Annotated in this window: 17 protein-coding genes, 8 tRNA genes and 1 pseudogene; 11 read left to right on the top strand and 15 right to left on the bottom strand. The window is 47.7% G+C overall.

Annotated features, from left to right (window positions below):
- Positions 1-25 precede the first annotated feature (25 nt).
- Positions 26-1,189 (top strand): 2-octaprenyl-3-methyl-6-methoxy-1,4-benzoquinol hydroxylase, encoded by a 1,164-nt coding sequence (locus A8L45_RS14735; protein ID WP_068903583.1) that lies wholly within the window; start codon positions 26-28, stop codon positions 1,187-1,189.
- Positions 1,190-1,335: 146 nt separating this feature from the next.
- Here the strand turns inward: A8L45_RS14735 and A8L45_RS14730 are convergent.
- From A8L45_RS14730 to lolB, 13 genes are all read right to left on the bottom strand, one after another.
- Positions 1,336-1,410: transfer RNA gene (locus tag A8L45_RS14730), tRNA-Gln, on the bottom strand.
- A 36-nt stretch (positions 1,411-1,446) separates the two neighbouring features.
- A tRNA-Leu gene (locus tag A8L45_RS14725) sits at positions 1,447-1,533 on the bottom strand.
- Between the two features lie 49 nt (positions 1,534-1,582).
- Positions 1,583-1,667: transfer RNA gene (locus A8L45_RS14720), tRNA-Leu, on the bottom strand.
- A gap of 41 nt (positions 1,668-1,708) precedes the next feature.
- Positions 1,709-1,795: transfer RNA gene (locus A8L45_RS14715), tRNA-Leu, on the bottom strand.
- A 79-nt stretch (positions 1,796-1,874) separates the two neighbouring features.
- Positions 1,875-1,951, bottom strand: a tRNA-Met gene (locus tag A8L45_RS14710).
- A gap of 11 nt (positions 1,952-1,962) precedes the next feature.
- A tRNA-Gln gene (locus tag A8L45_RS14705) sits at positions 1,963-2,037 on the bottom strand.
- 37 nt (positions 2,038-2,074) lie between these two features.
- Positions 2,075-2,161, bottom strand: a tRNA-Leu gene (locus tag A8L45_RS14700).
- 32 nt (positions 2,162-2,193) lie between these two features.
- Positions 2,194-2,270 (bottom strand) — tRNA-Met (locus tag A8L45_RS14695).
- 251 nt (positions 2,271-2,521) lie between these two features.
- Positions 2,522-3,613, bottom strand: coding sequence for a redox-regulated ATPase YchF (gene ychF, locus A8L45_RS14690; RefSeq protein WP_068903581.1), 1,092 nt, complete (start codon positions 3,611-3,613; stop codon positions 2,522-2,524).
- Between the two features lie 38 nt (positions 3,614-3,651).
- The gene (gene pth, locus A8L45_RS14685) at positions 3,652-4,242 is read right to left on the bottom strand and encodes an aminoacyl-tRNA hydrolase (protein WP_068903662.1); all 591 of its coding nucleotides are present in this window, start codon (positions 4,240-4,242) and stop codon (positions 3,652-3,654) included.
- Between the two features lie 182 nt (positions 4,243-4,424).
- Complete coding sequence (locus A8L45_RS14680) at positions 4,425-5,372, bottom strand: ribose-phosphate pyrophosphokinase (protein WP_068903660.1); 948 nt, start codon at positions 5,370-5,372, stop codon at positions 4,425-4,427.
- 42 nt (positions 5,373-5,414) lie between these two features.
- Positions 5,415-6,284 carry a 4-(cytidine 5'-diphospho)-2-C-methyl-D-erythritol kinase gene (gene ispE / locus A8L45_RS14675; protein ID WP_175401996.1) on the bottom strand — a complete coding sequence of 290 codons (870 nt, stop codon included), beginning with the start codon at positions 6,282-6,284 and terminating at the stop codon, positions 5,415-5,417.
- Positions 6,272-6,862, bottom strand: a complete 591-nt coding sequence (lolB, locus tag A8L45_RS14670) for a lipoprotein insertase outer membrane protein LolB (protein WP_068903577.1) — start codon at positions 6,860-6,862, stop codon at positions 6,272-6,274. The genes ispE and lolB overlap by 13 nt, the downstream gene beginning before the upstream one ends.
- 253 nt (positions 6,863-7,115) lie before the next feature.
- Between lolB and hemA the strand changes: the two genes are divergently transcribed.
- Genes hemA through kdsA form a run of 6 tightly spaced genes read left to right on the top strand, consistent with a single transcriptional unit; the run spans position 7,116 to position 12,419 of the window.
- A complete protein-coding gene (gene hemA, locus A8L45_RS14665) occupies positions 7,116-8,375 on the top strand; it encodes a glutamyl-tRNA reductase (protein ID WP_068903575.1) in 1,260 nt (419 codons plus the stop codon).
- 15 nt (positions 8,376-8,390) lie between these two features.
- Positions 8,391-9,479, top strand: a complete 1,089-nt coding sequence (gene prfA / locus A8L45_RS14660; RefSeq protein WP_068903573.1) for a peptide chain release factor 1 — start codon at positions 8,391-8,393, stop codon at positions 9,477-9,479.
- Entirely contained in the window at positions 9,479-10,339 is an 861-nt protein-coding gene (gene prmC, locus A8L45_RS14655; RefSeq protein WP_068903570.1) for a peptide chain release factor N(5)-glutamine methyltransferase, read from the top strand. The genes prfA and prmC overlap by 1 nt, the downstream gene beginning before the upstream one ends.
- A 15-nt stretch (positions 10,340-10,354) precedes the next feature.
- On the top strand, positions 10,355-10,735 hold the full coding sequence (locus A8L45_RS14650; RefSeq protein WP_068903568.1) for a SirB2 family protein: 381 nt from the start codon (positions 10,355-10,357) through the stop codon (positions 10,733-10,735).
- A gap of 6 nt (positions 10,736-10,741) precedes the next feature.
- Positions 10,742-11,551, top strand: coding sequence for a SirB1 family protein (locus tag A8L45_RS14645; RefSeq protein WP_068903566.1), 810 nt, complete (start codon positions 10,742-10,744; stop codon positions 11,549-11,551).
- A gap of 13 nt (positions 11,552-11,564) precedes the next feature.
- The gene (kdsA, locus tag A8L45_RS14640; protein ID WP_068903564.1) at positions 11,565-12,419 is read left to right on the top strand and encodes a 3-deoxy-8-phosphooctulonate synthase; all 855 of its coding nucleotides are present in this window, start codon (positions 11,565-11,567) and stop codon (positions 12,417-12,419) included.
- Positions 12,420-12,544: 125 nt separating this feature from the next.
- Here the strand turns inward: kdsA and A8L45_RS14635 are convergent, their stop codons facing one another.
- The gene (locus A8L45_RS14635) at positions 12,545-14,419 is read right to left on the bottom strand and encodes a methyl-accepting chemotaxis protein (protein WP_068903562.1); all 1,875 of its coding nucleotides are present in this window, start codon (positions 14,417-14,419) and stop codon (positions 12,545-12,547) included.
- A 426-nt stretch (positions 14,420-14,845) separates the two neighbouring features.
- Between A8L45_RS14635 and A8L45_RS14630 the strand changes: the two genes are divergently transcribed.
- The 4 genes and pseudogenes from A8L45_RS14630 to A8L45_RS14615 all read left to right on the top strand — a co-directional run bounded on the left by A8L45_RS14630 (position 14,846) and on the right by A8L45_RS14615 (position 19,256).
- Positions 14,846-16,180, top strand: coding sequence for a Na+/H+ antiporter NhaC family protein (locus A8L45_RS14630; RefSeq protein ID WP_068903560.1), 1,335 nt, complete (start codon positions 14,846-14,848; stop codon positions 16,178-16,180).
- Between the two features lie 179 nt (positions 16,181-16,359).
- Positions 16,360-18,029, top strand: a pseudogene (gene ushA / locus A8L45_RS14625) (bifunctional UDP-sugar hydrolase/5'-nucleotidase UshA).
- A 126-nt stretch (positions 18,030-18,155) separates the two neighbouring features.
- On the top strand, positions 18,156-18,641 hold the full coding sequence (gene ybaK / locus A8L45_RS14620) for a Cys-tRNA(Pro) deacylase (RefSeq protein WP_068903558.1): 486 nt from the start codon (positions 18,156-18,158) through the stop codon (positions 18,639-18,641).
- Positions 18,642-19,256: a LysE family translocator gene (locus A8L45_RS14615; RefSeq protein ID WP_068903556.1), complete on the top strand. Its 615-nt coding sequence runs from the start codon at positions 18,642-18,644 to the stop codon at positions 19,254-19,256.
- Between the two features lie 65 nt (positions 19,257-19,321).
- Here A8L45_RS14615 and smrA read toward each other — a convergent pair whose 3' ends face one another.
- Positions 19,322-19,906 (bottom strand): DNA endonuclease SmrA, encoded by a 585-nt coding sequence (gene smrA / locus A8L45_RS14610; protein ID WP_083228356.1) that lies wholly within the window; start codon positions 19,904-19,906, stop codon positions 19,322-19,324.
- Positions 19,907-20,528 lie beyond the last annotated feature (622 nt).

The following is a 20,528-nucleotide window of genomic DNA, read 5'->3' as shown; positions in this document are numbered from 1 at the left end:
GTGGTGGGCAGTATGGAAGAAAGACATGAAGCAATTTGAAATAATTGTTGTTGGCGGCGGCATGATCGGTGCTGCAACGGCATTGGGATTAGCCCGTCAGGGCAAAAAAGTAGCGATGATTGAGCGGGATTTACCTACCCCTTTTTCCTCGGAACAACCGATGGATTTAAGGGTATCTGCAATTTCTCCCGCATCGGTGAATCTATTGCGGTCAATGAAAGTGTGGGATAGCGTTGTCGCGATGCGCGTCTGCCCCTATCGCCGTCTTGAGACCTGGGAGCATTCAGACTGTCGGGTTCGCTTCAGTAACGATAAGCTCGACCTTGATGAACTTGGGTTCATTGTCGAAAACCGTATTATCCAGCTCGCGTTGTGGCAGGCTTGCGAGCAACAGCCTTCACTCAGCACTTTCTGCCCGCATACTATTACCTCCATCAAGGCTGATGATGAAGGCCATACTGTCGAATTGGACGACGGCAGCCAATTACATGGTCAGTGGATAGTGGGTGCCGACGGGGCTAACAGTCGTGTTCGAGATTATGCCCGTATTGGTGTCACAGCGTGGGACTATCGCCAGCATTGTATGCTGGTTAACGTGGAAACTGAGGATCCTCAGCAGGATATTACGTGGCAGTGGTTCACGCCTACAGGGCCTCGCTCATTCCTTCCTTTGCCCGGACATCAGGCGTCCTTGGTTTGGTACGATGCACCAGCCCGTATCCGAGAATTGACGTCAATGGGCAATAAAAAACTGGCTGACGAAATCTGTGCTCATTTCCCTGATCAGCTGGGTAATATCAAAGTGCTTGATAAAGGAGTGTTCCCTCTTACCCGTCGTCATGCGCAGAAATATCATACAAATAATATTGTTGTACTGGGTGATGCCGCTCATACCATCAATCCATTGGCGGGACAGGGAGTCAATCTCGGTTTCAAGGATGTTGACGTATTGCTTGATGAAGTGGCATCAGCCGGGGAGCAGTGGTGCAATGAGACGGTATTAAGGACATTCCAGCGTCGTCGCCGACCTGACAACCTGTTGATGCAAACTGGAATGGATTTGTTTTATGCAGGTTTCAGCAACGAGATAAAGCCACTTGTGACACTGAGAAATATCGGCTTGAAGCTTGCTGAAAACAGTGGTCCGGTCAAAGAGCAAATACTGAAGTACGCGATGGGGCTGTCATAGACAGCGGTAATATTTATTTTACTGATGCGTCCGAGGCCTGCATTGTTGCAGGCTTTTTTCTCGATGTACTTAATGGCGTGTTATCTCAATCAGAAAAATAGCCACCAAAACCAAAAAAAGCCCGCCGTAGGCGAGCTTTCTTAATATGGCTGGGGTACCAGGATTCGAACCTGGGAATGACGGGATCAAAACCCGTTGCCTTACCGCTTGGCGATACCCCAATACTTTAAGTATACGCAACCCAATCAAAAAACGATTGGTGCGAGGGGAGGGACTTGAACCCTCACGTCCTTTCGGACACTAGCACCTGAAGCTAGCGCGTCTACCAATTCCGCCACCGTCGCATCGTATTATTGTCAGTTTTATCTTGCTGACTCCCCGAAGGGCAAGAGATGGTGCGGAAGGAGAGACTTGAACTCTCACACCTTGCGGCGCCAGAACCTAAATCTGGTGCGTCTACCAATTCCGCCACTTCCGCATATTGTTGTCCTAATAGCCCGTTAAGCTACTGGCACTGTTTGGTGCGGGGGGAGGGACTTGAACCCTCACGTCCTTTCGGACACTAGCACCTGAAGCTAGCGCGTCTACCAATTCCGCCACCGCCGCAAATTTTTCATACGTACTTTTCAGTCAAACAGATGGTAGCTCTGTTTCGTATGTCGAAAGCTAATGCTTCCAGAATAAGTGGTGGCTACGACGGGATTCGAACCTGTGACCCCATCATTATGAGTGATGTGCTCTAACCAACTGAGCTACGTAGCCAACCTGAATAGTGGCTGGGGTACCAGGATTCGAACCTGGGAATGACGGGATCAAAACCCGTTGCCTTACCGCTTGGCGATACCCCAACAATTATCATGCATCTGAGCATAACAATATAAATTTTGGTGCGAGGGGAGGGACTTGAACCCTCACATCCTTTCGGACACTAGCACCTGAAGCTAGCGCGTCTACCAATTCCGCCACCGTCGCATGGTTTCTCTATGAGAATGGCACTAGGAGAATGGTGGCTACGACGGGATTCGAACCTGTGACCCCATCATTATGAGTGATGTGCTCTAACCAACTGAGCTACGTAGCCATCTCTTTCCGGGGTTATCCCCGTTAGTGCGGGGCGCATTATGCGAATATGTCCCTAGGCCGTCAACCCTTTTTATCCAGTTTTTTTATACAAACAGCGTTGTCGCTGCCTTTTTGTTCAAGCTGATGACTTTTAATACGAATTGCGTCCCGTGTCACGAACTAAAGACGATATTGCCGCAAATAAAAATAAAAAAAGCTGACTTAATGCCAGCTCTTTTCTGTATGTCATGATGCTTTGAATGCAGTCAGTTACACGTTGAAGCGGAAGTGAATCACGTCGCCGTCTTTTACGATGTAATCTTTGCCTTCCAGACGCCATTTACCTGCGTCTTTAGCACCGGATTCACCTTTGTTTTCAATGTAATCGTCATAACCCACGACTTCGGCACGGATGAAGCCTTTTTCAAAGTCGGTATGAATCTTACCCGCAGCCTGTGGTGCCGTTGCGCCAACTGGCACTGTCCAAGCGCGAACTTCTTTCACGCCAGCAGTAAAGTAGGTCTGCAGTGTCAGTAATTCGTAGCCAGAGCGAATCACTCGGTTCAGGCCCGGCTCATCGAGGCCCATTTCCTCAAGGAAAACTTCAGCTTCATCTGCATCCAGTTCTGCAATTTCGCCTTCAATTTCAGCACAGACGGCAACAACAGTTGCACCTTCAACAGCAGCGATCTCACGTACTTTGTCGAGGTAAGGGTTGTTTTCAAAGCCGTCGTCGTTCACGTTGGCGATGTACATAGTCGGCTTCATGGTCAGGAAGTTCAGGTAATCGACCGCAGCTTTTTCTTCTTTGCTCAGTTCGACAGAGCGCAGCATGTCACCTTCTTCCAGCACCGGAAGCAGTTTCTCAAGTACGCTGATCTCGAATTTAGCATCGCGGTCACCGCCTTTCGCTTTTTTAGCCTGACGCTGAATAGCTCGCTCACAGGCCTCAAGGTCAGCCAGTGCAAGTTCTGTGTTGATCACATCGATATCTTCCGCAGGATCAACTTTACCCGCTACGTGAACAATGTTGTCATTCTCAAAACAACGCACTACATGGCCGATTGCATCAGTTTCACGGATGTTAGCCAGGAACTTGTTACCGAGGCCTTCACCTTTAGATGCACCAGCAACTAAGCCAGCAATATCAACAAATTCCATTGTGGTAGGAAGGATACGCTGAGGGTTGACGATCGCTGCCAGCGCGTCGAGACGCAGGTCTGGCACAGGTACCACGCCCGTGTTTGGTTCAATGGTACAGAACGGGAAGTTGGCCGCTTCGATTCCGGCTTTGGTCAGTGCATTGAAAAGCGTTGATTTGCCGACGTTTGGCAGACCAACAATACCGCATTTAAAACCCATGAGATGGTAACCTTTTCGTTAAAAAATAGTGTTAACGCTTATTGCGCTTTGAACGTATGCAGGCGATTTTGCGCCTTGGCCAGATCATCCTTAAGCAGGATATCGATACAGCGAACGGCTTCGTCGGCCGCCTGTTCAATCATAGTCTGCTCACTGGCGGGTGCTTTCGTAAGTACAAAGCCTGCCACTTTATCTTTATGGCCGGGATGGCCGATACCCAGTCGCAGACGATAGAAATCTTTGTTGTTACCCATTTTACTAATGATATCACGCAAGCCATTATGACCACCGTGGCCGCCGCCTTTCTTAAATTTGGCAACACCCGGAGGGAGATCAAGCTCATCATGCGCCACCATAATTTCTTCAGGTTTGATCTGAAAAAACTTTGCCAGTGCCGCCACTGATTTACCAGACAGGTTCATGTAAGTCGTTGGTATCAATAGACGTAAATCCTGACCGGCATGTGTAATTCTGGCCGTCAAACCAAAATACTTTTTATCTTCTTTCAACGGCACATTATGGATACGCGCTAATTCTTCTACCACCCATGCACCAGCATTGTGTCGGGTTTTTGCGTATTCCGGGCCGGGGTTTGCCAGCCCGACTAAAAGACGAATTTGATCACTCACGGCGAGATTCTCATTGTTATGGCTTAACCAATTTATCGGCCTGTGCATAGCCGTTCCCGGGCGGCACAGACAAAAAGCGGCTTATCCTACCATTAAGTCGCGGTGTCGCTCAAACCTGCCGGAGAAAGGCAAAAATAAAAACGCCCCGCAAAGCGAGGCGTTTATCGGGAAGAGTCTCTAACTTACGATTCAAACATCGCAGAAATAGATTCTTCATTGCTGATGCGGCGAATTGCTTCAGCCAGCATGCCCGAGAGGGTCAGCTGGGTAATACGGCCTGTTGCCTGCATTTCAGCGCTCAGTGGAATGGAGTCAGTGACAATTACTTCATCAATGACTGAATCTTTAATGTTCTGAGGTGCGTTACCTGAGAAGACAGCGTGAGTTGCATAGGCGAATACGCGCTTAGCACCACGGTTTTTCAAGGCTTCTGCTGCTTTACACAGGGTACCGCCAGTATCGATCATATCATCAACGATGATGCAATCGCGGCCTTCCACGTCACCGATAAGGTGCATGACTTCAGAGACATTGGCACGTGGGCGACGTTTATCAATGATGGCGATATCGGTATCGTCCAGCAGTTTAGCGGTGGCACGTGCACGTACAACTCCGCCAATATCAGGAGAAACGACGACAGGATCTTGTAGGTCTCTTGCAACCATGTCTTCCAGCAATACTGGCGTACCGAAGATGTTATCCACTGGCACGTCGAAGAAACCCTGAATCTGGTCAGCGTGAAGGTCGACGGTCAAGACGCGGTCTACACCAACGTTAGACAGGAAGTCTGCAATGACTTTTGCGGTGATAGGTACACGGATTGAGCGAGGGCGACGATCCTGACGGGCATAGCCAAAGTAAGGGATAACTGCGGTAATACGGCCTGCAGATGCGCGTCGTAGCGCGTCGATCATAACAACCAGTTCCATCAGGTTGTCGTTGGTCGGTGCACAGGTAGACTGGATAATAAATACATCACTACCCCGTACGTTTTCGTTGATTTCTACTCTAACTTCACCATCAGAAAAACGGCCGACGTTCGCGTCGCCAAGAGACATATAGAGACGGTTAGCGATGCGTTGGGCGAGAACTGGAGTAGCGTTACCAGCAAACAGCTTCATATCAGGCACGGTGGAAAACCTCGGGGTTGAATCCATTGAGTATTTTCTGTCTCAAGCAGCATTATCATCAAGGGCCGATAACAGCGGTGAGCGGTTGACACCTTGAGCAACAAAGCCACTGAGCCAGTCGGGCAAATTTTTGTGGACGTCGCGGGCTTCCTGTTCACTGTCAAATTCAGCAAAAACACAGGCACCTGTCCCGGTCAGTCTCGACGGCGCGTATTCTAACAGCCACGCTAGAGCCTTATCAACCTCTGGAAATAACTCTCTTACTATCTTTTCGCAATCGTTTTCGTTTTTTGTAGATAATAGTTCAGTTAATGCTCTGCTGGGAGTATTTCTTGGCAAATCTGGATGAGAAAAAATGCTTTCAGTGGCAATACTTACCGCAGGTTTTGCGACTAAAAACCACTTTTCTGGTGCTTCTGCGGGCTGTAACCTCTCACCGATACCTTCAGCAAACGCGGTGCGCCCCCTCACAAAAACCGGCACATCGGCACCGAGAGCTACACCAATCTCAGCAAGTGTATTTTCGTCTAATCCGAGGTTCCACAGTTTATTGAGAGCGACGAGTGTGGTTGCAGCGTTTGATGATCCCCCTCCGATTCCGCCTCCCATAGGGAGTACTTTATCAAGATGAATATGAACGCCTTTGGTAATGCCAGACCGTTTTTTTAATGCGCTGGCGGCTTTGAATATTAGGTTGCTCTCAAGGGGTACACCCTCGAGTTCCGGGCTTAGTGTGATATGACCAGAATCATTTGGGGTGATTGACAATGTATCGCCGTAGTCAAGGAACTGAAACAGGGTTTGCAGCTCGTGATAGCCGTCGGCGCGTTGTCCGGTGATGTAGAGAAAAAGATTGAGTTTGGCCGGTGAGGGCCAGACCGATGTGGTTGTCGTCATGGTTATAATATCCAGTCTGATATGTCGATCTTTACCCGTTGGCTATCATTGTTCATTCTGATGCGAGAGGGCAAGACGATGTCGTCTGTATTGGTGTAACTTGGGTAACTGAGCGTCCAGTCGGCACCAGGTTGGCGGCTGGTGATAGTATTCACTTTTTCGTCGCTATCGAGGATAAAATCCTCATTTTGGCCCGGTAAGCCTTTTAGCCAGCCGGGGAGATTATTTAGAGGTAAATTAATACCTGTCAGCCGTTTTATTAGGCTTTGCGCGTCAGCACCGAAATAAGTGGTGCCGTCTTTGTCTGTCACCCTTGTCTCTTTTCCTGTGGTATTGAGCGTTAGTAAGGTGCCAGAAAAATTGTAGAGTCTAAGTTCTATGTTTTGATTGTCTTGTTTCCAGACAAAGTTAGCAGAGACCCGCTGCTTAAGACTGATAAAACCGACTTTTCCGCTCAGTTGAAAACGGTTTAGTGTTTGCAGTTGTGCCTGGTGGCTTTCCCATGTTCCTGATGATGTCTTTGTTAATGAGGTGCAGCCAGACACTATGAGTAGGCAAAAGCTGATTAGGGACAAAAATACCGGACGGAACATGGGGAAAACTCCTTTTAAAACGGAAAGGCATTATGTCTCTTACCGGGTAAAGGATGCAAAGCCAGACTGCTAATTTTCTGCATTTGTTGAAATATCAGACAGTAAAATACGGCTAATGCCCCTGACTGAACAAAAGTGTCACAATTATTGTGGATAGCGGTATAACGGTATCAATGTTATCTTTAATTCGACGGGCCCTTAAAGTAAAATCCACGGCTCGGATTTCATCTGGTGCTGTCGGTAACGCTACTTAATGAGCTTGTTAGTTCTAGGAATAAACCATAAGACCGCCTCGGTCGACCTGCGTGAAAAAGTTTCTTTTTCACCACAACAATTACGAGATGCTCTCCGCCAGCTCAAAGAGCAGCCAGATGTGCGGAGCGGGGTTATTATATCTACGTGTAACAGGACAGAAATCTACTGCGAGCTGAATAACGCGGGTCAGGACGGAGTCGTCAATTGGTTGTCTCAATTCCATCATCTTGATGCTGAAACCTTATTGCCTTATCTTTACGCTCACCACGGCCAGGCTGCGGTGGAACACCTTATGCGCGTTGCTTCAGGGTTAGATTCCCTCGTTCTGGGAGAGCCCCAGATTCTCGGGCAGGTAAAAAACTCTTATGCCGACGCGGCAGATGAAAACACTATTTCTGGTGCGTTGGACAAGTTGTTTCAAAAATCATTCACTGTCGCCAAACGGATCCGAACTGAGACCGATATTGGTGGTAATGCTGTTTCTGTTGCTTTTGCGGCCTGTACGCTGGCACGCCAAATCTTCGAATCGCTCCGAGAGACGACAGTGCTTTTGGTTGGCGCTGGCGAAACGATTGAACTGGTTGCCAAACATCTTGCTGAACATGAATGCAAAAAACTGATTGTTGCCAATCGGACTCATGAGAGGGCAAGAGAACTGGCAGACAACTTTGGCGCTGAGATCATTGCGCTGGAGGCGATCCCTGAGCATATGCACCGGGCAGATATTGTGATTAGCTCCACCGCAGCTCCGCTGCCTCTTATCGGCAAAGGTATGGTTGAAAAAGCAATAAAAGCGCGTCGTCACCAGCCTATGCTCTTGATTGATATTGCTGTTCCTCGTGATATTGAGGAAGAAGTCGGTGAGCTGAACGATGCTTACCTGTACACCGTTGACGATCTTCAATCTATTGTTGAACGCAACATAGAACAACGCAAACTGGCGGCTATTAAAGCGGAAGGGATCGTTGGCGAAGAAAGTGACGGGTTCATGGCCTGGATTCGCGGCTTGGAATCGGTAGAAACTATCAAACAATACCGAGCCCAGTCGGAGTCTGCAAAGGCCGAAATTTTGAACAAAAGCCTACAAGCATTAGCCAATGGTGCTGATGCGGAAAAAGTGCTGACAGAGCTCAGCAATAAACTGACCAATAAACTCATACATGCACCGACGCAGGCTATGCAGTCAGCCGCAAGCCGGGGAGATACAAGTACCCTGTCTGTTTTGCGCCGCAGCCTTGGCCTCGATGCCGACAAGTAAGCCTGAATATCCACTATGAAACCATCGATTGTTACTAAATTAGAAATGCTTGCTGAGCGTTACGAAGAAGTTCAGCATCTCCTCGGCGATCCTGCCATTATTGGTGATCAGGACAAGTTCCGAGCCTTGTCGAAAGAGTACAGCCAGCTCGAAGAGGTCACCAAGTGCTTTGAGTCATATCGTCAGGCTGAGGAAAATCTTCAGGCTGCCGAAGAAATGGCCAGCGAAGATGATCCTGAAATGCGCGAAATGGCGCAGGAGGAGATCAAAGAAGCCAAAGCTGAAATCATTCGGCTGAGTGACGAATTGCAGGTACTTCTGTTGCCGAAAGACCCGAATGACGAACGTAACTGCTTCCTTGAAATCCGCGCTGGTGCTGGTGGTGATGAAGCCGCAATATTTGCAGGTGACTTGTTCCGTATGTACAGCCGTTATGCAGAATCACTTGGCTGGAAAGTTGAAGTGGTCAACGCCAACGTTGGTGAGCACGGCGGTTACAAAGAAATGATTGCCAAAGTCAACGGTGACGGTGCTTACGGCGTCATGAAGTTTGAATCAGGCGGTCACCGTGTTCAGCGTGTTCCGGCTACGGAGTCACAAGGCCGAGTTCATACATCGGCGTGTACTGTGGCTATTTTGCCTGAGATCCCTGAAGCAGAGATCCCTGAAATTAACCCATCAGACCTGAAAATTGATACTTTCCGTGCCTCAGGCGCGGGTGGTCAGCACGTCAACACCACCGATTCAGCGATTCGTATTACCCACTTGCCAACGGGTACAGTGGTTGAATGTCAGGATGAGCGTTCGCAGCACAAGAACAAGGCGAAAGCCATGTCAGTTTTGGCGGCCCGGCTGATTAAAGCTGAAGAGGAAAAACGTGCTGCAGAGGAAGCGAGTGAGCGCCGAAACCTTCTGGGTTCTGGTGACCGCTCAGATCGTATCCGTACTTATAACTATCCGCAGGGTAGGGTGTCTGATCACCGCATCAACCTGACGATTTATCGTCTTGACGAAGTGATGCAGGGCGAACTTAATAGCCTGATCGAACCTATTGTTCAGGAATTCCAGGCAGATCAGTTGGCGGCGCTGGCAGACCAGAACTGATGTCAGTAACCATTGAGGCAGCCTTAAAGCAGGCTGCCGAACATTTGGAATGCGCTCAAAGCCCCTCCGCCAGAATTGATGCGTCGGTATTACTTTGTCATTTACTGGACAAACCGAGCAGCTACTTGTTCACCTGGCCGGATAAGACGCTCACTGAACAGCAGTTGTCTGGGTACCAGCAATTGATCAAACGTCGTTGTCAGGGAGAGCCTGTTGCTTACATAACTGGCACGCGTGAATTTTGGTCGCTAGAGCTTGATGTCGAACCCAGCACCCTAATACCAAGGCCGGATACCGAGAGGTTAGTGGAACTGGCATTGGAAAAAATTACTTCCGCATGTCGATCTGTTCTTGACCTTGGCACAGGTACAGGCGCGATTGCCTTAGCCATTGCATCTGAAAATCCGGGCATCTCGGTCATAGGTGTCGACCTCAGGCATGAAGCCGTCGCGTTGGCCACGCGTAACCGAGAAAAACTGAAACTCAACAATGCCAGCTTCCTTCAAAGTAGCTGGTTTGATGCCGTGTCTACTTCGACGTCTCAGCCGTTTGATGTTATCGTAAGCAATCCACCGTATATAGATCCTGAAGACCCACACCTCAGTCAGGGGGATGTGAGGTTTGAGCCTTCCTCAGCCTTGACCGCTGATGATCACGGTCTGGCGGATATTCGTCATATATGTTTTTACAGCCCCCAATTTCTTAGTCACGAGGGCTGGTTACTGATTGAGCATGGCTATGATCAGGGCGAGTCCGTAAGGGAACTCTTCCTGTCCGCAGGATTTACTGAAGTGGAAACAATAAAAGATTATGCAGACCTTGACCGCGTAACACGTGGACGGTACTGCCATAACAAATAACTGGAGCTTGGGACAATGTACTCTGCGTTGAAGCATATTCACCTGCTGGCTATTGCCATCAGTGTGACATTTTTTATCGTCCGCTTTTCTTGGCAGCTTGCAGGCAGCCAGATGAGTCAGAAAAAATGGGTTAAGGTGTCGCCCCATATTATCGATACCGTATTGTTGGCCTCTGGTATTTCACTGATCGTGATCACTGGATTTATCCCCTTCACTGAGGGAGGGCAGTGGCTGACAGAGAAGATTACATGTGTCCTCGCGTATATTGCACTTGGCGTTGTCGCTATGAGACCGCAGGCGGGTAAGTTATACAGGGTTTTTGCTTTCGGAGGAGCGCTTGGCTGGGTATATGCGGCAGCGACTCTGGCATTAAGTAAATCATCCTTTTTACTGTGATGAAGTATGTTTGAATTTAGTGAACAGGAATTGGAGTCCGTGTCCCTTCTGGAAGCGGCATTGGCTCTTAACGCGGCCATTGTACCGGCCACTCAGACCATCTGGGTAAAACAAAAATTAGAACTGATGCTGGCTGATCTGAATGATAAGCTGGCGATGGAGTCCAACGAGCAACTCCGCCTCGAGGGGCTGTTACGTGTCTTCTACAAAGAATGGAATTTTCGCGGTGATATACACCAGTTTTTCGATTCTGAGAGTGCTTTCATTGACAAGGTACTTGAGCGTCAGCAGGGGATCCCTGTTAGCCTTGGCGCGCTATTGGTTTACTTTGGGCAGAAACTGGACTTACCCATTAAGGCCGTTGCCTTTCCGACACAGCTGGTGGTGAAAGTCGACTGGCGTGACAGGGAATCTGTGTTTATCAATCCGTTAAACGGTGAATTTATTTCGCAGAGGATACTTCGCGGTTGGTTGATAGGTCAGAAAGGACCAACAGCAGAGCTCGCTGAAGAACATTTGGAAAGCTCGGACAACTCGACCATTATCGGCCGTTGGTTGGCTGTGATCAAAAGCGCCTTCTTACGCGAAGAAAACTATACCAACGCACTTCGATGCAGCGAGCTTGCCCTCTCTTTCAGTCCTGATGATCCTTATGAAATCAGAGACCGAGGTTACATCTTCCAGCAGTTGGACTGTGACTGGGTTGCCGTCAGTGACTATGAGTATTTTATTGAGCAGTGCCCGGATGATCCGGCCGCCGAACTGTTGAAAATTCAGGTGAAGGTACTCACTGCTCAGGAACCGACATTCCACTAATCAGGAATTTATCATGACAGTACAAAAAACGGTGCACATTGGTGATGTTAACGTTGCCAATGATCAGCCTTTCGTTCTCTTTGCAGGGATGAACGTTCTGGAATCACGCGATCTGGCGATGCAGATTTGTGAGCACTACGTGGAAGTAACCCAGAAATTGGGCATCCCTTATGTATTTAAAGCCTCTTTCGATAAAGCAAACCGTTCCTCGGTACATTCATACCGTGGGCCGGGTATGGAAGAGGGCATGCGGATCTTTGAAGAACTGAAATCTACTTTTGGCGTCAAAGTCATCACTGATATTCATGAGATACATCAGGCGCAGCCAGTATCAGAAGTGGTTGATGTCATTCAGCTCCCAGCTTTTCTGGCCAGACAAACCGATCTCGTTGAGGCGATGGCCAAAACCGACGCTGTGATCAATGTGAAAAAACCGCAATTTATGAGTCCGGGTCAGGTCGGGAATATTGTCGATAAGTTTGCTGAATGTGGTAACGAAAAAGTCATTTTGTGTGAACGCGGTTCATGCATGGGTTACGACAATCTGGTTGTCGACATGCTTGGCTTTGATGTCATGAAAAAAGCCAGTAACGGTAGCCCAATCATCTTTGATGTTACCCATGCGCTTCAATGCCGTGATCCATTGGGTGCCGCATCTGGAGGCCGTCGTGAGCAGACCGTTGATCTGGCCCGTGCTGGTCTAGGTACCAAGATTGCAGGCTTGTTCATAGAAGCTCATCCAGACCCAGATAATGCACGCTGTGATGGCCCTTCTGCCTTGCCACTGAATAAGCTTGAGCCTTTCCTCAAGCAAATGAAGGCATTGGATGATCTGGTGAAAAGCTTCGAAGATATCGATATTCGCTAGGACATACGGAATAAATGAAAAGCCGGCGTTTGCCGGCTTTTTTTGTCGCTATCATTTATTGCTCATATCTGTTGTGCTGTACACGGAGACCCGGTAACTGAGAACGGCTACCGGGGGCACAGTAATTACAGACCGAAGCGAGAAATTTCCTTACTCAGCTGACCTGACAGGTTTGACAGCTCGCTGGCCTGAGCGGCCGCTGCTGTTGCTTCCTCAGCCAGAAGATCTGACGCGTCTTTAATACCCTGTGTATTTCGGGTGATCTCAGAGGTTACCAGAGATTGTTCTTCTGCAGCGGATGCAATTTGCGTAGCCATATCGCTGATTGATGATACTGCACTGGTAATTTGCGAGAGGCTCGCAGTGGCAGATATCGCATCATCAACACTGGTGCCTGCAAGGTGACGACTGTCATTCATAATAGTGACTGCCGAGCCAGTGGTATTTTGCAGCGTTTCAATCATAGACTGAATCTCACGTGTTGAATCGTGAGTACGCTGACTGAGAACCCTTACCTCGTCTGCTACAACAGCAAAGCCTCGTCCCTGTTCACCGGCACGTGCTGCCTCAATGGCCGCGTTCAATGCCAGCAGGTTAGTTTGCTCTGCGATATCCTGAATGGTAGCCAGAATAGAGCTGATGCTTTGTGCATGCTGATTGAGCTCAGTGATCACATTGGTGGCTGTTTCTACTTCCTGTGATAAGTTGCTGATGGAATTCTGGCTCTGGGTAACCTGACCTGCGCCTGACTGAGAACAGGTCACTGCTTCACCGGAAAGGTGCGCAGTTGTCTCTGCGTTACCTGCAATTTCCTGCGTTGCTGCAGACATTTCATTGATAGCCGTGGCAACCATATTAATTTCGTCTTGCTGAAGACGGATGCGCTCACTGCTGGTTTTGGTAAATTCTGCAGAGACACTTGCCTGCTGCGAAAGAGATTCACTGACTTGTTTAACGGCGCTCAACGTGGTGAAGATATTACCGACAAAGGTATTAAAGTTTACTGCTAGCCTTCCTACTTCGTCGTTACTGTTTGGTTCGAGACGCTGTGTCAGATCAGCCTCACCACTGGCAATTTCTTCCATAGCTTCTGATACGCGCTGTAAATCACGGAACAGATAGTTAACTAACCACGCAGCTGACAAGATGATAACCAGGGCAAGGACAATGCCCAATGCGGCGGAGTCAAACATCATATCGTGGTAAGCTGACATTTCTGTTTCTGAGTCCAGCTCAATACCAATAACCCAGTCAGAATTTGGTAATGCTGAGAAGTAGTAAAATTTCTCTTTACCATCCATTGGCAGAGTCACTAAGTCACCGCTTTTCACTGCATTAACAATAATGGTTGGATTGAGCTCGCGGTTGTATTGATTGATCGATTTACCCGTCAGGTGGCCGCTTGGGTGGGCGAGAAGTTGGCTTTTGGCATCAAGCAACATGACGAAAGCATTCTGTCCCACTTTTATCTGACTGATACTCTCCAGCAGTTTGTCCAAAGGCAGGTCACCGCCGATCACACCATCGAAGCGACCATTGACCATAACAGGGCTGGCGACTGTTACCATCAGCTTTCCAGTGATAGCGTCTACATACTTGTCAGTAATAACGCTTCGGTTAGTTTCTTTTGCCAAGGTGTACCATGGGCGGCTTCTTGGATCGATGGGGGGAGTTTCACCATTCGACAGATAGATATTGCCATCCGCTTTGCCATAAAATGTGATAGAAAAATCGGCAGACATCTTGGTCAGCTTAAGTGCTTGAGCGGTATCATCCCATGGAGCTGTTTTTGCAAACCCTTCCACTGCAGCAATTTTGGAACCAAACCAAGCGTTAATATTCTCACTGGTTAATGATGTTGTGATACCAACCCGGCTTTTTACGTTTTTCAATGTTTGCGTATGAGTCTGGCTGGCTGTAAGTGTTGAAAGAACTGCAGCCATAAGAACGATTGCAGCAAGGCACGCGCCGATGAGTTTTTGTTTGAGAGAAATATTCATTGTGTTTTCCATGCATCAAACGGGGTGGACGTTTTCGGAAATGGCCCACAGAGTTTTAGGAATTATTGTTATTGAGCTTTTCATCCACTTGAAAAGCCAGTTACCTACTTAACGGCAAATATTAATCATTCTTTATACTTTTTTAGGCATATATTTGCTTAATCATAATCAGATAGGTCATTAATAAAACTTTACGCGCATAAACAATCGTTTGTGTCACTGCTGAAGGTAAATAATCAACATCTAATACACTTGATTGCATCAAAAGCTCTACAAGTTAAGTGGATTCATTTTTAGATAAATGTGTCCTTACTAACCGTTATATGATGGATTGTTTTGTTTGGACGTTTAGACGTCTATAAGTTGACTGATATATCAAAAGTGATTAATCTGCGGTTTACATCATAAAAACACTGCAAGAACACAATGAGAACTACAACAGAATCATCGATCAGGCCGTCTTCGGTTGCTTTACTCCCGCTCCTTCTTTTTCTAACCATCTTTATCGGTACGGGCTTTTATTTGACGTCGCAAGATGTGGATTTTGCCTTTTACCAATTACCAGCTCCAATAGCCATTCTACCGGCTATCGTACTGGCTATTTTACTTAGTCGTGAAAAGCTAAATACTGCTATTTCACAGTTCATCAATGGTGTCTCACACCCAGATATTATTAGTATGTGTCTGATTTATCTACTGGCAGGTGCTTTTGCTGCGGTAGCTAAAGCCAGCGGTGGCGTAGATGCAACGGTTAATTTGGGTCTTACATTATTACCGGGCTGGTTGATCCTGCCGGGACTGTTCCTCATTGCTGCATTTATCTCGACCTCAATGGGAACATCAATGGGTACCATTGCGGCCATCGCCCCTGTTGCTCTTGGCATCGCTGAAAAAACTGGTATTGACCCAGCGTTGATGGCAGGTGTTGTCATGAGTGGTGCAATGTTTGGTGACAACCTTTCTATTATCTCCGATACCACGATTGCTGCCACTCGCTCACAGGGCTGTGAGATGAGAGATAAATTTCGTGAGAACTTCAGAATCGCGCTGCCTGCTGCGCTCGTGGTTTTCGCTATTTTTGCATTTGCCAATGAGGCGTCAGAAACACCGGTTGTTGAGAAGATAGATATCCTTGCGGTTATCCCTTACCTGACTATTCTGGCGCTGGCTGTCTATGGTCTAAATGTTTTCGTCGTGCTGTCTCTGGGAATTGTACTTGCCGCTCTGGCAGGTTTTGCAAGTACGGGAGACTTCGCTGTTATGGAGTTTGGTAAGACGGTTTACCAAGGTTTCAGCAATATGCAGGAAATCTTTTTACTGTCTCTACTCATAGGTGGTCTAGCTGAAATGATGCGTCAGCAAGGCGGTTTGGCTTTTATCACTCAGAAACTGAACAGTCTTATTGGGCGCTCAACAACAAAGGGTAAAGACACCAAGGCCGGAGAGCTCGGTATAGCTGCGTTAGTTAGCCTTGCCAATGTATCAACAGCTAACAACACGGTTGCCATTATTGTTTCAGGTGGTGTGGCTCGCTCTCTGGCGGAAGAGAACGAAATCGACAGCAAACGCAGTGCCAGCCTGCTGGATATCTTTTCGTGTGTCGTTCAGGGATTACTGCCTTACGGTGCGCAGGCATTGCTGTTGGGATCGACTTTTGGTCTGTCTCCGCTTGAGGTTGTTTCCCACTCTTGGTACTGCCTATTGCTGGCTGTTTCTGCTGTCGTCAGTGTTTGGCTTACCAGTCGCAAAAAGTACAAATAAAAGTACACAGTGTAGATCTTGGTTCACATAAAGATGCAAATTAGGTGATCTAAAGCGCAGCTTTTTGAATCAATAGTGTCACTGTTACCGGGTTTATTTAGACTCTGTCCGTGAGCGTGAATGCCAGGCTGTTGCCTGGCTTTTTCAGATATTATGGACTGACTAAATAGGGTAACCCAATGATGGCTCGTCTCTCCCTCAAAGCAGCAATCAGTGCTGCATTACTGGCTTCTTTGTCAGGCTGCGCAACTTCTGATAAGGCGGCAGTTCCAAGTTGGAAACCAGACACAACATATAACCTTACTATTCTTCATACCAATGACCACCATGGCCGTTTTTGGAATAACAAATATGGTGAGTATGGTATGGCTGCCCGTAAGACTCTTATAGACAGATTGCGTGCAGATGCCGAAAAGCAAGGAAGTGCAGTGTTACTGCTCTCTGGCGGTGACATCAATACTGGTGTGCCAGAGTCTGATCTGCAGGATGCAGAGCCTGATTTTAAAGGCATGACACAAATCGGCTACGATGCAATGGCACTGGGCAACCACGAATTTGATAACCCTCTTTCAGTGCTTGAGAAACAAATGAACTGGGCAGACTTCCCGATGCTGTCTGCCAACATTTATGACAAGAAAACAGGCAAACGTAAGTTTCAGGCGTATGAAATTTTCGAGCGTAATGGTCTGAAGATTGCTGTTATTGGCCTGACGACTGAAGACACTGCGAAACTAGGTAACCCTGAGTTTATCAGCGGTCTGGATTTCCGTGATCCGAAAGCTGAAGCGGCCAAAGTTATTGCCGAACTGAAAGAAAATGAAAAGCCAGACGTAGTTATCGCTGCGACTCACATGGGGCACTACGTTGATGGTCAGCGCGGTATCAACGCACCAGGTGATGTTGCACTGGCACGCTACCTACCAGAAGGCGATCTGGACATGGTCGTTGGTGGTCACTCTCAGGAGCCTGTTTGTATGGAAGGTAGAAACCTTCTTAAAAAGGGCTTCAAACCAGGTGATGAGTGTCAACCAGACAACCAGAATGGTACCTGGATTGTTCAGGCTTACGAGTGGGGTAAATACGTCGGCAAGGCTGATTTTACCTTCCGTAACGGCGAATTGAACCTGGTCTCTTATGACTTGATCCCGGTTAACCTGAAAAAGAAAGTGAAGATTAACGGTGAGAAAAAACGTGTCTTCATTCAAGAAGAAATCCCTCAGGATCCTTCATTGAAAGCCTTCCTTCAGCCATATCAGGAGAAAGGTCAGGGTGAACTGAGCAAGAAGATCGCTGAAACCGATGGCAAGCTCGAAGGTGATCGTCATGTTGTACGTTTCCAACAGACTAACCTTGGCCGTATGATTGCTGCAGCGCATAAAGAACGTGCGAAAGCAGACTTTGCAGTGATGAACTCTGGCGGTGTGCGCGACTCAATCGAGGGCGGTGATGTCACGTACAAAGATGTGCTGACCGTTCAGCCATTCGGCAACATGGTGACTTACACAGACATGTCCGGTAAAGAAGTACTGGATTACCTGAACGTTGTTGCTACCAAGCCAGTAGACTCAGGTGCTTACGCGCAGTTCTACGGCATTTCCATGGTAGTGGAAGGTGACAAGGTCAGTGATGTTAAGATTGGCGGTAACGCGCTGGATCTGGATAAGACTTACCGATTCACCGTACCTAGCTACAATGCTGCAGGTGGTGATGGCTACCCGAAACTTAACAAACACCCAGGTAACGTAAACACGGGTTTTGTTGATGCAGAAGTGCTGAAAGAGTTCTCGAGAAAAATAGCCCGATTAATGTGAACGACTATGCGCCTAATGGTGAAATGGTTTACAAGTAAATCGAACTAAAAACGAAGAAAGCGCTGTTATCAGCGCTTTTTTTTCGCCCGTAAAGCAATAAACTCAGCCCGGAGAGGTGATAGGTCTCTGTGTATGTATTATTTTACGTTCAGGAGGAATGCAGTATGACACCAGCAGTGAAAGCAGCAGAAAAAGCAGGTATTGAATTTAATCTACACAGTTATCATCACGATCCAGCTAACCCTAATTTTGGTACTGAAGCGGTCGAAAAGTTAAATCAGGATCCAGCTACCGTGTTTAAAACCTTACTTTTTTCCCTTAATGGCGATCCTAAGGCGTTGGCTGTTGCCGTCGTGCCCGTCTCTGCAATGCTTGACCTAAAGGCTGCTGCCAAAGCTGCCGGGGTGAAAAAGGCTGAAATGGCTGACCCTGAACTTGCCCAAAAAGTGACAGGTTATCTGGTTGGGGGTATTAGTCCACTTGGTCAGAAAAAGCGCCTGCCTACATGGATTGATCAGTCGGCAGCAGACTATGATGTGGTGTTTGTCAGTGCAGGGAAGCGGGGACTTGAAATTGAGCTGGCTCCGGCTGATTTACTGGCCCTCACTAATGGTAAGATGGCTGAAATTGCCAAATTCCAGGAGCGTTAAATGACAATATCAGCATGGTTCGGTCTGGCGCTTGTTTGTGTACTTGGCGCAATGTCACCTGGCCCTAGTTTAGTGGTCATGGCGAAGCACAGTTTATCAGGTGGACGTTTGCACGGTATTGCCGCTGCCTGGGCGCACGCGCTAGGGGTAGGGGTGTATGCCGTATTGTCCCTTCTTGGTCTTGCAGTCGTGTTAAAAGAAACACCGACTTTGTTCAATGCGCTTGCTTATGCAGGAGCCCTGTATCTGGCTTGGCTGGGGTTTAAATCACTGCGGTCTAAAGGTGGCGTAGCAGACAGAATCGTGTCAGGTGAACAAAGCAGTATCGTTGAGGCAGTTCGGGATGGCGCGATGATTTCTGTACTTAACCCAAAACTGGCACTCTTCTTCCTTGCTCTATTCAGCCAGTTCGTTGCCCTCGGCACAGACCTCAGCAGTCGAGCCATTATCGTGGTCACACCGTTTGTTATTGATGGCCTCTGGTACACACTGGTAGCTTTCGCACTGTCCTCGACCAGTATTCTGGGGCGGCTCCAGACTCACGCTGTTACTATAGACCGCCTATCTGGTGTCTTACTTATCTTATTGGCTATTCGTGTAGTGATACCGTGGTGAATGATAGAGTGATAGGAGAAGCACGACTTGATCGTGCTTCTTTTAACCCGTTATGAGGGGAGTGCTTAGCCCGTTCTGTGCATGTGTCGTTCGCGGTTTTCGAGTTTTTTATCTTGGCTCTTCTTCAGCAGTATATAAAGTGCACCCGTACCGCCTTGATGCCTTTGTGCAGAGTGAAAGCACATAACCTCTGAAATTTGTTCCAGCCACTGACTGACAAAACTCTTCATCCTTGCTGGTGGCGTCGAACGCTCTCCTTTACCGTGCACAATGATAACGGTTCGGATATCCATTTTTTGGCATTGTCTCAAGAACCGCAAAATTTCTGTTCTTGCATCTTTAAGCGTCATCTTATGTAGGTCCAGACGGGCCTGAATATCATACTTTCCGAGACGGAGCTTCCGATATACCCCATCCTGAACGCCTGGACGTTTAAAGGCGACGATATCATCTGGTTTTATCATGCGGACAAAATCCAGAGAGAGATATTCAGGGTCGCCCTCGTTTAATGACTGGGCAGCGAGTTGGCGAGCGAGTTGTGCATCCGTAGGCTTATGGGATTTCTGAGAAGGCTCGACGGTGTCGTTGCTGATAGGGGCAACGTCTGCCATCATTTCCTTGAATAGGTCAGCGTCGTTGTTTCCGTTCATAATCTTTAGAGCTTCAGTGGAACGTTCGCTCAGTATAGCGAACAAGTGTTATTAGGTCTCACTCTAAAATACGAGATTCAGTAAGGGAATCGTTCACATGACGGGAGAAAAAAATAGCCAGTGACCTGAGTCACTGGCTGCCACAACAATTAGGCTGATAGTGATAGATTATGGAGCTGGTGCGGATACTGTCTGAGAGATGAAGCATCCGATAAAACCTATAATACGGCCAACATGCGAAATAGCATGATAAGCGAGGCGATTCCCATCGAGTCTCCAAAAAAGAGACTGAGCCAATATTCCATTATTATCTCTATGCCGTTAACTTGCGGAGAAGAATGCCAGTCTTTCAGTCTCTGAGTACTGACATAGATCAATTCGTCATCATCTAAGTCAAAGACCACAGTTTTTAACTTTCAGAGGTAGTTAACCCCATTCTTTGTGATTTAGAAGTTTTGTTTGAGAGAACAATTATTGAGTATTCGCATTCTTAATAAGCGATTTTCGCTGTCAGTTTAGCCGGTTGAATCGAGTAGACCGAAAAAGTGCATAAAACACTTGAGTCTATCTGATGGATGGGTATTATAGGCGACCTCTGACAGGGTAAGCCCAGTCAGAAATG

Origin of the sequence: Veronia pacifica (genome assembly GCF_001707825.1) — a bacterium.
GTDB lineage: Bacteria > Pseudomonadota > Gammaproteobacteria > Enterobacterales > Vibrionaceae > Veronia > Veronia pacifica.
Note: the sequence above shows the minus strand (reverse complement) of the source record. Positions and strands in the feature narration are given on the sequence as shown.

Excerpts from the sequence above, each read along its gene's own strand:
- A8L45_RS14735 (WP_068903583.1), top strand. The coding sequence starts at position 26 with ATGAAGCAATTTGAAATAATTGTTGTTGGCGGCGGCATGATCGGTGCT.
- ychF (WP_068903581.1), bottom strand. The coding sequence starts at position 3,613 with ATGGGTTTTAAATGCGGTATTGTTGGTCTGCCAAACGTCGGCAAATCA.
- lolB (WP_068903577.1), bottom strand. The coding sequence starts at position 6,862 with ATGTTCCGTCCGGTATTTTTGTCCCTAATCAGCTTTTGCCTACTCATA.
- hemA (WP_068903575.1), top strand. The coding sequence starts at position 7,116 with ATGAGCTTGTTAGTTCTAGGAATAAACCATAAGACCGCCTCGGTCGAC.
- prfA (WP_068903573.1), top strand. The coding sequence starts at position 8,391 with ATGAAACCATCGATTGTTACTAAATTAGAAATGCTTGCTGAGCGTTAC.
- prmC (WP_068903570.1), top strand. The coding sequence starts at position 9,479 with ATGTCAGTAACCATTGAGGCAGCCTTAAAGCAGGCTGCCGAACATTTG.
- A8L45_RS14650 (WP_068903568.1), top strand. The coding sequence starts at position 10,355 with ATGTACTCTGCGTTGAAGCATATTCACCTGCTGGCTATTGCCATCAGT.
- A8L45_RS14645 (WP_068903566.1), top strand. The coding sequence starts at position 10,742 with ATGTTTGAATTTAGTGAACAGGAATTGGAGTCCGTGTCCCTTCTGGAA.
- kdsA (WP_068903564.1), top strand. The coding sequence starts at position 11,565 with ATGACAGTACAAAAAACGGTGCACATTGGTGATGTTAACGTTGCCAAT.
- A8L45_RS14635 (WP_068903562.1), bottom strand. The coding sequence starts at position 14,419 with ATGAATATTTCTCTCAAACAAAAACTCATCGGCGCGTGCCTTGCTGCA.
- A8L45_RS14630 (WP_068903560.1), top strand. The coding sequence starts at position 14,846 with ATGAGAACTACAACAGAATCATCGATCAGGCCGTCTTCGGTTGCTTTA.
- ybaK (WP_068903558.1), top strand. The coding sequence starts at position 18,156 with ATGACACCAGCAGTGAAAGCAGCAGAAAAAGCAGGTATTGAATTTAAT.
- A8L45_RS14615 (WP_068903556.1), top strand. The coding sequence starts at position 18,642 with ATGACAATATCAGCATGGTTCGGTCTGGCGCTTGTTTGTGTACTTGGC.
- smrA (WP_083228356.1), bottom strand. The coding sequence starts at position 19,906 with ATGAACGGAAACAACGACGCTGACCTATTCAAGGAAATGATGGCAGAC.